6 protein-coding genes are annotated in these 13,511 nt (G+C 29.2%); all 6 read left to right on the forward strand.

The genetic code is table 11. The features are described from left to right. Nucleotides 1–48: 48 nt before the first annotated feature. The 6 genes from der to pheT are packed head-to-tail and all read left to right on the forward strand — an operon-like array spanning nucleotide 49 to nucleotide 13,460. Nucleotides 49–1,365: a ribosome biogenesis GTPase Der gene (der, locus tag bpuSUM_RS02555; RefSeq protein WP_247065656.1), complete on the forward strand. Its 1,317-nt coding sequence runs from the start codon at nucleotides 49–51 to the stop codon at nucleotides 1,363–1,365. Next, nucleotides 1,362–2,615, forward strand: coding sequence for a hypothetical protein (locus tag bpuSUM_RS02560; RefSeq protein WP_247065657.1), 1,254 nt, complete (start codon nucleotides 1,362–1,364; stop codon nucleotides 2,613–2,615). Before der ends, bpuSUM_RS02560 begins: the two co-directional genes overlap by 4 nt. A gap of 5 nt (nucleotides 2,616–2,620) precedes the next feature. Beyond that, nucleotides 2,621–3,307, forward strand: a complete 687-nt coding sequence (locus bpuSUM_RS02565; protein ID WP_247065658.1) for an HAD family hydrolase — start codon at nucleotides 2,621–2,623, stop codon at nucleotides 3,305–3,307. A gap of 18 nt (nucleotides 3,308–3,325) precedes the next feature. Next, nucleotides 3,326–10,213, forward strand: coding sequence for a SpiroCoCo family coiled-coil protein (locus bpuSUM_RS02570; RefSeq protein ID WP_247065659.1), 6,888 nt, complete (start codon nucleotides 3,326–3,328; stop codon nucleotides 10,211–10,213). 12 nt (nucleotides 10,214–10,225) lie between these two features. After that, nucleotides 10,226–11,773: a phenylalanine--tRNA ligase subunit alpha gene (gene pheS, locus bpuSUM_RS02575; protein ID WP_247065660.1), complete on the forward strand. Its 1,548-nt coding sequence runs from the start codon at nucleotides 10,226–10,228 to the stop codon at nucleotides 11,771–11,773. Next, nucleotides 11,766–13,460 (forward strand): phenylalanine--tRNA ligase subunit beta, encoded by a 1,695-nt coding sequence (pheT, locus tag bpuSUM_RS02580; protein ID WP_247065661.1) that lies wholly within the window; start codon nucleotides 11,766–11,768, stop codon nucleotides 13,458–13,460. The genes pheS and pheT overlap by 8 nt, the downstream gene beginning before the upstream one ends. Nucleotides 13,461–13,511 lie beyond the last annotated feature (51 nt).

Below are 13,511 nucleotides of genomic sequence, written 5' to 3' on the forward strand. Positions count from 1 at the left end.
TTGATATTATAATAGAAAAACCTACATAAGGAAAGAGGCAGTTTAGCTTTGATTAGTTCTAAAGTTCAAGATTATAAAAGTGTTCTTATTGTTGGCAGACCAAATGTTGGAAAGTCTACTTTATTTAATAAACTTTTAAGCTCAAATAGAAGTATTACAGATGAAATTTATGGAGTTACTAGGGATTTGATAAAAGAGATTTGTACAGTAGATTCTTATAAATTTTATTTGATTGATGCTGGTGGATTTACCCTTTTAAGGGATGAACTTAGTAGAGTTGTGGTTAATAAAGTTATAAGCTTGTTTGATAGCATTGATTTGATCTTGTTTGTTTTAGATGTAAATGAAATCTTATCAGAAGATTATGAGCTTATTGATAGGTTAAGAAAATATAGTGATAAGATAGTATTGGTATTAAATAAAATAGATAGTCATCATAAGGAAGTCTTAACTTATGAATTTCAAAAGTTAGGCTTTCAAAAGAGCTTTTTAGTTAGTGCGACTCATGGAAAAGGAGTAAATAGCTTAAGAATTTTTTTGAAAAATTCAGTAGGTAAATTGGCAAGTGATGATAATGTTGATGTTAAGATTGGCATTATAGGGAAACCAAATGTAGGCAAATCTACTCTTATTAATTTTTTAGCAGGACGTGAAGTTTCAATTGTGTCTCAGGTTGCTGGGACTACAAGGGATTTTGTTAAAGCAAGATTTCAAAGGAATGGTAAAACATTTGAGCTTATTGATACGGCTGGAATAAGGCGGCGAGCAAGGGTAAATGAACTTATTGAACATTATTCTGTAAGTAGAGCTTTAAGGGTAATTGATATGGTAGATATTGTCTTTTTATTAGTTGATGTTAAAGAAGACTTGACGGCTCAAGATAAGAAAATTGCTCATTATGCAACTAAACGGGGTAAAGGGATTATTATTGTGTTTACCAAGTGGGATCTTGTAAAGTCAAAAAGCGGTTATTTTGAGGCTTTAAAGAATCGTGTTAAATTTTTTTTCCCGATTTTAAATTTTTCTCCCATATTAAGAATATCTGTTCATAAAAAAGAGGGGATAGATAATCTTTTTAAAGAAGTAATTAAATTAAGAAAACAACTTGAACTTAAAATAAGTACTGCTGATTTGAATAAGATGTTAAATTTATGGATTAAGGATTATCATTTGAATGCTTCACATAAAGTGAAATATATAACTCAGATTAGTGTTAATCCTGTGAAGTTTATTTTATTTGCGAATAAAATAACTAATTTTCCAAATTCTTATTATAATTATTTAGTGAATAATATTCGTAAAATTGGTTATTATAATATTCCAATTTTAATAGAACTGAGAGAAAAAACAAGAGACTTAAAGTGAGATATATATTTTTATTTTTGATAGTTGTTAATCTGAATCTCTTTGCATTTGAGAATTTTTTTTATGATTTTAGTGTTAGAGCAAATTATGCGAAATATTTTAATTCTAGGAATACTGCTTTTAAGATAAAAACTCAAAAATATTATATTTCAGATGATTATTATGTTGAAGTATCAAATTCAATATTGGGAGATTATGCTTACTATTCTTTTTTTAATCGAAAAAATGGTGTTTCTTATATTTTTCCAGGCTCTTATGTAATTAAAGTTGGAAGATATGGTATTGAACAGATAAAGATATTTTTTCTAAATAGAGCAGATACTTTTATTAGAATAAAGGCAGGTGATGTTCATTCAAGTGCTGATTTTTATTTAATTAATACTTTCATTTATAAAGATATTAAATTGCCTTTTAAAATTAGTGATATTGCTACTGGTTCTTTTTTAGAAATAGCTAAATATATTAGTAATTTTATTGATTTTGAACTTTTTAGACCTAGCTCTCTTGAAGCTTATGATAATATTTCTAATATTGTTGATAGTCTGAAAGCCTTTTTAAAAGTTTCTCCTTTAATATTTGAAGTACATGATGGAGCAATGAATGAACTAGGTGAAATGGTGTATATTAGAACGGGTGAACCTCAAAGAGAACCTATAGGATTTAATTGTTCTGGATTTGGTAAATGGGTAGCAGATTCAATTTATAAGGCAATGACAGGAAAGCTTTTAAAAATAAAGGATCTTAAAGTTAAGCATATTGGAATTAGAGGTAATAGTTTTACGAAGTATTATGAATTTAGTAGGGATCCATTTTTTGGACTTGATTGGACTCGTAATATTGCCTATAAACTTAAAAATGTTGATGCTAATCTAGACTTATCTAGGGTTAAGGAGTTAGATGTAAATAATGTTGGTTTTCTTAAGTATATTGAAAACCGTGGATATGAGATTGATAATTTAGAGTTTATTTTGTATTATTTAGCTGTCAAGGAGCCTGGTCACATGTATTTTGGCTCTTTGAATACAACAATTAATGGATTTCCAGGAAAGGTTTTTCATAAACATGTTGTTGTGTTATTTCCATTTATTGATAGAGAATCTATTTTTAGAGTATCTTTAATGGAAATTAATGATGAAACTTCAATTAAATCACTTAGAGGTAGATATCCAAATTCATATATTCATTTAGTTAGGGCCAAAGTTCCAAAGAATATATCCATAGTACCAATACCCAAAAGGATAAATCATTAAATATTATGATAAAAGCTGTAGTGTTTGATCTTGATGGAACTCTTTATCCTGGAATTAATATTAATTTGATGATGTTTCCTGAATTTTTAAAAAATATTAAATTTTTTTTGGCTTTTAAAAAGGTAAGAGAAGAGATCAGAGGTTTACAAAAAGGAAGAAGTATTCCTTCTAGTAGAGATGAGTTGATGTCTATTCAGATTAAGATGCTTGCTAATCATTTGGGTTTTGATGAGAATAGGTGTGAATTTTTATTAAATAAAATATATTATGGTAAATCTTTTAGGAATAAATTTAGAAATCTCAGACCGTATTTTGGTGTTCATGATTTGATTTATTCTCTTAAATTGAGAGGGATAAAATTAGGAGTGATGTCAGATTTTCCTATTGCAACTCGTGTGAGTAATTTATTAGGCATTGAAGATAGTTTTTGGGATGTTCTTTATTCATCAGAAGAGACCGGTTACTTAAAGCCAAACAAAATAGCTTTTTTAAGGATTATGGATGAATTAGGTATAGATAGTAATCATGTTTTATATGTTGGTAATTCTTATGAGTATGATATCTTAGGTGCTAGTGGTGTGTGTATGAGAACGGCTTATCTTTCTAAAAAAAAGTTGTTTAAAGATATGAAATGTGATTTTATTTTTAGTAATTATAAAGACTTACAAAGATATATACTTTTAAATATATAGAGTGTGGGTAAAATATTTATGATAGATTTTGTAACCGTTTTGGTTAATCTTTTATTGGTTTTTGTGATTTTATTTATTTATAGGCAGTATGATAGACGTTCAAGAGCTTTAGATAAGATTAAAAAATTTATTGATATTGCTAAGGATAACCTTGAAGATTTTATTGATGAGAAGACAAAAGATATCAATAATCTTGCTGTTGATATGGAAGCGTATCAACGTTCTAGTATAGAGATCATAAAAAAAATAGATGAAGTTCAGCGAAAGATTAAAGATAAAAGTAAAGATTTTGCAGAAGTTGAAAAAAAGATTTCTTATCATGATTCTATGCTTAAAGAGCTAGATGAAATGGCCCTTAAAGTGCAAGATAATATACAACGACTTCAAGTGGATGGAAAAGTAGTAGATAAACTTTCAAAAACTTTAAAAAATTTTAATACTCAAATTGATTCTATTGATTCTAGATTGAGTACGGTTTTTGAAAAATTCGATAAGACAAATAAGGAAAATCTTGAGACTATCAGGATTGAGAGTTGGGATAAGTTTGATAACACTATTAAAGATTTTAGTGTGAGAATGGATAATCTGGATAGAGAGCTTATATCTTATCAAGAGTCATTGGTAATGATTGAAGAGAAAAAAAGAGAAATTTTAGATAAGGGTAATGAAAAGCTTGAGAATGAATTTAAGGAGTTTGTGTTTAAAATTGAATCTAGCATAGATACTTATAATAAGTCAATGGAAGATTCTTTTGGTATATATGAAACTAAATATAAATCAATAGAAAATTCTCTTGATCTTATTGTAGAGCAAGCTAAGACTAAAATTAATGATAAGGAAGATTTTATTTTAACTAGATTAAATGAGGAGCTACAGATAAAATTTGATGAAGTCTTTATGTACGTTGATGAGCGTTCTCATCAGATGAGAGATAAACTCGAAGGCAAATTGGTATTAATAGACAATGAAATTTCTTCTCTGAGTGCTATTTTTAAAGATAATACCTATTCTAGGCTGAATTCTCTTGAAGAGACTATAAGACAAGAGATGAGACAGTATGAAGAGCAATTAGCAGATATTTTGGAACAATTTAGGGTTCAAATTGAATCTGGTGTTGGTGATATTTATAAAGAATATGATACTAGGATAAATCAATTTGATAAAGACATAAGAGATAGGATAGAGAGTAGTTTAAAGGATGCTAATTCTAGGATAGAGAGTGTTCAGTGTGGAATTAGGACTTTGCTTGATGATCTTGAAGAGGATTCTAATAGGATATATGTTGAATTTAAGGAAAGAGTTAAAGGGGATATTGATAGTTTTAGTGACAATGTATTTTCAAGAATGAATGATGTTGGAAATGAATTGGAATTGAAACTTTCAAATATCAGTACAGATATTCAAGATAAAATTTCCCAGTTGGATAGTAGCTTGTATTTAGAGCTTAAAGAAATGAATGAGAAATTTGTTAATGATTATTCGTGTTTAGATGGTAGCATTAACTTAAAGTATGAAACTCTCTTAGAAACTCTGAATTTAAAAAGTGATGAATTAGAAACCCAACTTAAGGACAAGTATAAAAATATTGCAGATAAATTTGAGCGTGATGTTAATGATCTTACCATTAAATGTGATGAAAAATTTAGTAAAATTGCTGAAAAATCAGATTATGATTATCAAAATTTTGAGATTACTAGTACAAAGCTAAAAGAAAGTATAAATTCTTTAAATGATTTGTTAGTGCAAGACTTTGAGACTTTAAGAAAAAATTTCGAATCCAAGTTGAGTGAGATGAGTGCTGATATTAATGATGAAGTGTTTAATTTAAAAAGTCATTATGGAGAGGATATAGGTAAATTTATTAAGCAGATGGAAGCTGACAAATTGCAATATGAACATTGGCAAGGTGAAGTGGGCTTGAATTTAGAGAATATTAAGTCTCATTTAAATAAAACTAATGAAGAATTTTTAAATTTGATTGAAACCCAAAGGATTAAGGGAAATGAACTTAGTGAAAATATTTTCAATGAACTCTCAGAACATATTCAAAAAAAAGCAATAGATATGCATACTAATTGGAAAGATGAGCTTATTGTTTTAAATAAATCTTTACTTGATATTAAGATTTCAAGTGAAGAATTGCTTTTATCAGCTTCTTCAAAAATCGAGTCTTTTGAAAAAGATGTTAATGATAGACTTGAGTATGTTACATCAAAGACGGAGGACTTTGAAAGTTCAGTATTAGATAAGTATAAAGAATTAAGAGATATGTCATATAGTAACAGTGAAGAGACTTTATCAGGGATTAAGGAGTTTATTGATAATCAAGCTGAAATAATTCATGACAAAATTATTATGATGCTTAATGGATTTAATGAGGACTTCTCTAATAAGGAAGAATTAATTAAAAGCAATATAGAAAAACTTGATTATAGACTTAAAGATTTCAAAGTTGAATGTGAAGATGTTTTAAATAGTCTTAGATCGGATCTTGATGGATTTATTGAAATTAGGATGCAAAAAGTTTCTGAAATTAAGATAGATAATCAGAAGCAGATAGATAATTTTTTAAATAGAATATCGGAAGACATCTTAAGTAAAAGAGATATGCTTAATAGTGAGATAGATAATAAGCTTAATGATTGGCAAGGTAAGTTAAGTGAAATATCAGTTAATATTGAGAATGTATTATCTTCAGGAAAGATTGATATAAACTCAATTGATTCTGAGATTACTTTAAAAATTGAGGATCTTAAGAGTACTTTTGAAGGACTTGAGAGTTATTATCTTGAGAAAATAGATGAGTTTAGAAATCAAGGAAATGTATATGCAGATGAACTTCTGAAAAATATTATGAGTCATTTTGATACGGATACTAAGGATCTTGAAGAAAGTTTATCTAAGAAATTTTCTACAGTCTTAGAAAGGTCAGAAGAGTTTGTTAAGGAAGTTGATAGTTTGCTTAAGGATAAAAGGACAGATATTGCTTCATTTCAGGCAAGTATTGATATTACCATTGATTCTCTTAATTCAAGATTTAATGATGTGAATAGAGAAATTAATGAAAAATATAGTAAGGTAATATCTGATTCTAGAGAATATTCAGAAACCCTTGCAAATAAATTAGAGAATGAGATAGGATATGAGATTGAAAATGTAAATAGAAGGCTAACAGACAAAATAGATATTCTTAGCAAGAATATGGATGACAATTTAGAAAATTTTAAGTCATCTTTTGATGTATCAAAGTATCAGGTTGAAAATTTTGAAATTAAAATTAAGGATATAATAGAAAAAGAAGAGCTAAGACTTGGTGAATTGCTCAGAGAAATTGAGCGACAGTATAGAGTTAGACGGGAAGAGGCAATTGATTACAAGAAAGCCATAGATAGTGATATTATTCAGTTAAGAGAACAGTTTATAGGAGTAATTAATGAACTTAAGAATAATATTGAGGATAAATCTGAGTTTTTAAATGATCTTTATAAAGAAAGATTCAAGATTATTGAAAATAATTTTGAGGAGAGATATTCAACATTTTTTATTGAGAGTGAAGGGGCTATTTCAAAGATTAGAGATGAAATATATAAGATACTTACAGATAATGATGAACATTTGAGAGTAAAAATTTCTGAGATAGATCGTAATTTTGAGATAATCGATGGAAGGTCAAAAGAAATTCTAGAGCTTGAAGAAGATTTAAGAAAGAGAATACAAGAAGATAGTAATGACATGCATCATCAATTTGATATCATTAAGTCTGGTCTTGAGAAAGAAATAAAAGATCACTTTGATATGTATATGATGAAAGCCACTGCTGCAATTGATGAAGAGATTGAAAAATATGAGCATGGAATTAATGAAAAGATATCTGCTCTTAAGTCAATTGAAAATAATTTTGAGATGATAGAGAAAAATTTAAAGGATAAAATTAGCGAATGTCATAATGAATTAGACAAGACTCTTGATATGAGATATGCTGAGCTTGAAAGTAAATATGATGAGAGGCATTTGCTTGTAGAGAAGAAGATAAATGATAAGGCTAATTCAGTTGAAGAGTTGATTGCAAATAAGTATGCTGAGCTTGAAGGTAAGTATGATGAGAAACATCTGCTTGTAGAAAAGAAGATAAATGATAAGACTGATTCAGTTGAAGAGTTGATTGCAAATAAGTATGCTGAGCTTGAAGGTAAGTATGATGAGAAACATCTGCTTGTAGAGAAGAAGATAAATGATAAGACTGATTCAGTTGAAGAGTTGATTGCAAATAAGTATGCTGAGCTTGAAGGTAAGTATGATGAGAAACATCTGCTTGTAGAGAAGAAGATAAATGATAAGTCTAATTCAGTTGAAGAGTTGATTGCAAATAAGTATGCTGAGCTTGAAGGTAAGTATGATGAGAAACATCTGCTTGTAGAGAAGAAGATAAATGACAAGACTGATTCATTTGAAGAGTTGATTGCAAATAAATATGCTGAGCTTGATATCAAATATTCCAATATGCACCTTGACATGGAAAATAGATTAAATGCATGTATTTCTGATTTGGGTATAGAACTTGCTCGTTCAAGTAAAAAGATGGATAAAGAGATTGAAGAACAATTAAAAAATCTTGGTGAACTTAAGTTGAGTTTGAGTAATATCGAAGGGGATATATTAAAACTTAAAGAGGATTCTTATCACAATGTGTCATCCCATCTCAAACTTCTTGAAGAGGATTTTTTTAAAGATTTGAAAGGAAGAAGTGATAATTTAAAAAATTCTTTAGAAAATTTTGTGGCATCCTCAGATCAAAGAATTGAAAATTTAGAGAGACATATAATTAAGAACTTGGAAGAAAAAGAAATCCTTATGAAGAATTTTAGAGTTGAAATTGAACAGGAACTTATGTTGAATAAAGAAAGTTTTTACTCAGAATTTAATAAAGAGTTTGATGTTAAAAAAAGAGAAGCAGAGAGTAAGATAGTTGTAATGGAAACTAATATTACTAATCGAATAGATGAGTTTATTAAACTTGTAGACAATCGTCAAGATAATGTTGATTCTTGGTTTTTAAGAGTTAAAGATGATATGGTAAATTGGCAAGAAAATGCTTACAAAGAGCTTGAAGAAAGAGCGGGCATTACAAAAAGGAGTTTAGATGAAATTAAAAGTGATGTTTCTGCTATTGAGAGTGGATTGGAAGTTGTTAAAGATGATGTTAATCAGAGAGCAAAAGAGATTTTTGATCGTTTACAAGCAGATATTAAGGAATTTGAAAATAGATCTTATCTTAACTTGAAGAATATTTCAGATGAGGTTCAGGGTAAAGTTTTAAATATTGAGGATTTCATGGATTTTAAGATTAAATCTATAAATGATAAGATAGACTTACATGTTGAAGAGCTTGCAACACAAGTTGAAATTAAATTTTTAAGTCAGCAAAAAGATATTGAAGATAAAATTATTGAGGCTAATGAAAAGTTAGAATATGAATTCAATTCAATGGTTTCTAGGCTTGATGATGAGAAACAAAATATTGTAAGTAAATTTTTAAATGACACAGGCAGTTTTGAATCTCAAGTGCAATTGATGCAAAGTGATGTTTTAAAGCTTACTGATAAAGTAAATGCATATAGAATTGATATTGAGAAATCAATTAGAGAAAATTATGATTCTTTTTCCAGTTCTATAAGAGAGGAATATACTGTGTTTGAGAATGAAATTAAGAATAGTTTGAATTGTTCAGAAGAAGAGATACAGGCTTTAAGAGATAGCTTGAAGATTCAAGTTAATAGCATAGAATCTGAATTTAAGGATAAATATGATCTAATGATTAAAGGTATTGATGAGCATGTGTCACAACTTAAGTTGAAAGTATTAAACTATGATGGTGAGCTTAATCATTTTATAGATGAGGTTAAGGATAATTTAATTGTATACAAGTCTGACTTGAGGGAAGAACTTGATAATCGTTATGCTGTCATGAGTTCTAAGCTTGAAAATTTTAAGAAACTTGAAGTTGAGTTAGAGAAAAATAATGAGCTGATGAAAGAGGTTTGTTATTTCAAGAATAACTTAGAAGAGTTACGGGAAACTTTAGAAAGTGAAATGAATCTTATTCAAGGATATAAGAGTGGCTTTGAAGGTATTACTAGAGAAATTGAAGACATTAAGTCTAAATCATCAAATATTATTGAGGTATTTAATGATTTAAAGGTTCATCAAATGGATATTGAGGGAATTAAAAAAGATCTTACTCAATTCCTTGAATTTTATACTTCTTTTAAGGATAGGTATAAAAAATTTACAGAATCTTATGATGAAATTCAGATTTACAAAACTAAACTTAAGGAAATAAAAGAAGCACAAAGTAATATTCTTGATAATTATGATAGGATTATTAATAAAGATAGCATATTAAAATCTACATTAGAATCTGTTGATAAAAATTTTGATTTGATAAATGAAATAGAGAGTAGGATGCATGTATTATTTAAAGAGAGTTCTGGGTTTCAGCAGAGTCTTGGTGAGTTGCAAGGCATTATGTCGGAATTATTGGTAAATAAAGATTTATCACAGGAAGTTATAAATAATGTTCAGACGCTCAAAGAAATGCTAGGTGAGATTGAGAGTAAGTTAGAATATACTAGAAATATAAGAGAAAAGGTTGCAAAATCTGAGACTCGGTTAGAGAATTTAAATATTGCTGCGGAAGAGAGAATCAAAACCCTTGGAATTCTTGTAAAGACAGAATCTAAGTACAAAGATAATATTGGTCTTAATAATGAAACAGTTAGAGATTCTGTCATTAAGCTTATGAGACAAGGTTGGAGTGCCTTAGAAATTTCTAGGGCTACTAAGTTATCTATTGGAGAGGTTGAGCTTATCTTGGAACTTGGAATTATTAGTAAAAGTGATGATTAAAGGGATAATTTTGTGAAAGATAAATTTGAGGTGGTAAGGACATTACATCCTCTTGAGATAAAAGTGATTTTAAATTACAAAGAGGGAGATGAAATTTTTGCCTTAAGACTTGCTACGGATTTACTTTATAATGAAGGACAATCAAATAAGACAATTGAATGGCTTGTTGCTAAAGGTATTCTTAAGGAAACTTTTAGAAAACTTAACGTGTTTTATCGCCTAACTGAAAAAGGTGTTGATGCTTTGGCTAATGGTTTAGTTGAAGAGAGAATAATCAGTCTTGTATCTAGAAAAACAGTTCTAGTTGCTAATTTGTCATCAGAGTTAGAAATTGATACCAGAGATGCTGGTAAGGCATTTGGCAATTTGTCTAAAGAGGGAGTTCTATCTTTGGGTTTGGGTAAAGAAATTCTTGTTAAAGATTTAAAGCGTTCTAGTTATAAGATAGTTAAAGAGTTACTTTTCAAAGCTCAAAACAGCGATCTTTTAGAAGATGATTTATCTCAAGATGAATTGCTAGTCATTTCTAATTATTCTAAGAAAAAAGGCGCTAGTGATGTGTTATTTAAGGTGATAGAGAGCTTGAATCTAAAATTTGAATTTTCCAAATTTGGGTTAGAAGTAAAATCTGAGCTTGGAAGAAGAAATCTGACAGGTGATGAAATTGTAAAGTTGACTCCTGAAATGTTAAAAAATAAGACTTATGAGAATAAAAACTTTAGGGCTTATAATATTCATGTTTCATCTAATAAAACCTTTATTGGGCGTGCAAATCCTTATTCAGAGTATATTGCTAAAATTAAGGATAAGCTTGTAAGTCTTGGGTTTGAAGAATTTGATGGTCCTTTAGTCGAGAGTGAATTTTTTAATAATGATGCTCTTTTTATGCCTCAGTTTCATCCTGCACGTGATATAAGGGATGTTTATTATATCAAGGACCCAAGTTCACTTAAATCTTTGCCCGAGCCTTATTTTTCTAATGTTAAAGCTGTTCATGAAAATGGTTATACTACAGGTTCAAGAGGTTGGAGGTATGATTTTAGCGAGAATATTTCAAAAAGATTAGTGCTTAGGACTCAAGGTACGGTGCTTTCAGCAAAGCAATTAATTGATGCAAAAAATCCTGGTAAATATTTTGGGATTGTTAGGTGTTTTAGATACGATCAAGTTGATGCTACTCATGGAGCCGATTTTTATCAAACGGAGGGGATTGTTATTGGAGATGTTAATATTCAGACCTTATTAGGTCTTCTTGAAATTTTTGCTAAAGAATTGGCGGGGGCTACTGAGGTTAAATATGTTCCTGCTTATTTTCCATTTACAGAGCCGTCAATTGAAGTTCATGTAAAACATCCTGTGCTTGGTTGGTTTGAGTTAGGCGGGAGTGGTATTTTTAGACCGGAGGTTACAAAACCTTTTGGAATTGATGTTCCTGTTATTGCTTGGGGTATTGGCATTGATAGAATGGCTTTAATGCATTTAGGTTTAAGTGATTTAAGGGAGCTTTTTACCCATGATATTGGTGATGTTGTATTGAGACGAGGAAAAGTCAATGCCTAAGGTTGAAGTTTATAAGAGTATTTTATTCGAAAAGATAGGAAAAGATTTAACTAAATCTGAACTTATATCTGTTCTTGAAATGGCTAAGGCTGAAATTTGTGAATTTGATACGGTTAATGATAAGATAAAAATTGAATGTAATGATACAAATAGACCCGATTTGTGGTCTTGTACAGGGCTTGCGCGTCAAATTAAGACATATCTTTTTGGTCATTTACCATTGTTTAAGTTTTTTTCAATGGCAGATAATTTGCAAGAATTTTATGGTGAAATTTTGGTCAGTTCCGAAGTATTTAGTATTAGGCCTTTTATTTTTGGATTTTTGGCCAAAGGTGTGATTTGCAATGAACGAATGCTTGAAACTTTAATTCATTTGCAGGAAAAGCTTTGTCATAATTATGGACAAAAGCGTAAAAGAGTTGCGGTGGGAATATACTCATCAGATTTAATAGAGTTTCCATTAAGTTATATTGCATGTAATTCTGATTATAGATTTGTTCCTCTAGGTATGGACACTGAAATGTCTATTGAGGAGATCAATAGGGTACATTCTAAAGGAATAGAATATGCATCTATTCTTTCGAGTTTTAATAAATATCCTTTATTGTTAGATTATAAGGATAAGGTACTCTCTTATCCTCCGATAGTCAATTCTCATGATATTGGAGCTTTAAAGGTAGGTGATACCGATTTATTTATTGAAGTTACGGGAACTAATCTCGAAGCTACTTTGTTATCTTTGTCAGTGATTGCTTGTGATTTGCATGATATGGGTTTTGAAATTTTACCAATAAAGACAATCTTTCCTAACGAAACTTTATTTGGGAAGGAAATAATTTGTCCTTATTATTTTCAAAATACGCTAGAGGTTAATGTTGATAATGTTAATAGAATGCTTGGTAGCAATTTTACGGCAAATAATATGTGTCTTGACTTAAAAAAATTGGGGATATCAGCTTACTTTAAGGAATTAGATAAATTTTATGTTATTCCTCCTGTTTATAGGAATGATTTTCTTCATGAAGTGGATGTTATTGAAGAAATAATGATAGGTATGGGATTAGATAGTGTTAAGCCAGAGCTTCCCAAAGATTTTACTTTAGGAAGACTGAGTCAGATAGAAGAGTTTTCAAGAAAGATTAAAAATTTAATGATTGGAATGGGTTTTCAGGAAATGATTTATAATTATCTGGGATCTAGGACAGATTTTATTGAAAAGATGAATATTGAAGGTGATGACTTTTTAAGTGTTTCTAATCCAATGACAGAGGGGTATGAGTATATTAGGGGCTCAATAGTATCCGATTTGCTTAAATCTGAGAGTATTAGTTCCAATTTTTCTTATCCGCATAAAATTTTTGAGATTGGAAAGGTAGCTTTAAAAGATTTAAATAGTGTTGATGGTACTGTTACTTATGATAATTTGGCTTTTCTGATGGCTGATAAGGAGTTTTCATTTAATGAGATTAATTCTTTAGTTTCATCTCTTTTTTATTACTTAAATATTGAATTTAAGTTAAGGGAATCAAGTAAATCTCTTTATATAGGTGGCAGAGGAGCTGACATTTTAATCAATGACATCGTTTTAGGTGGCTTTGGTGAAGTATCGCCTTACATATTGAAAAATTTTGGAATTATTGTTCCATGTTGCGTTCTAGAGATTAATCTTAATAAACTTTTAAGTTAATACAAGTATTTTTTATTGATGTAATATTTGGATGAAATTATATTTAAACAT

The sequence above is a fragment of the Borrelia puertoricensis genome (genome assembly GCF_023035875.1).
GTDB classification, from domain to species: Bacteria; Spirochaetota; Spirochaetia; order Borreliales; family Borreliaceae; genus Borrelia; species Borrelia puertoricensis.

Excerpts from the sequence above, each read along its gene's own strand:
- pheT (WP_247065661.1), top strand. The coding sequence starts at position 11,766 with ATGCCTAAGGTTGAAGTTTATAAGAGTATTTTATTCGAAAAGATAGGA.
- bpuSUM_RS02565 (WP_247065658.1), top strand. The coding sequence starts at position 2,621 with ATGATAAAAGCTGTAGTGTTTGATCTTGATGGAACTCTTTATCCTGGA.
- bpuSUM_RS02570 (WP_247065659.1), top strand. The coding sequence starts at position 3,326 with ATGATAGATTTTGTAACCGTTTTGGTTAATCTTTTATTGGTTTTTGTG.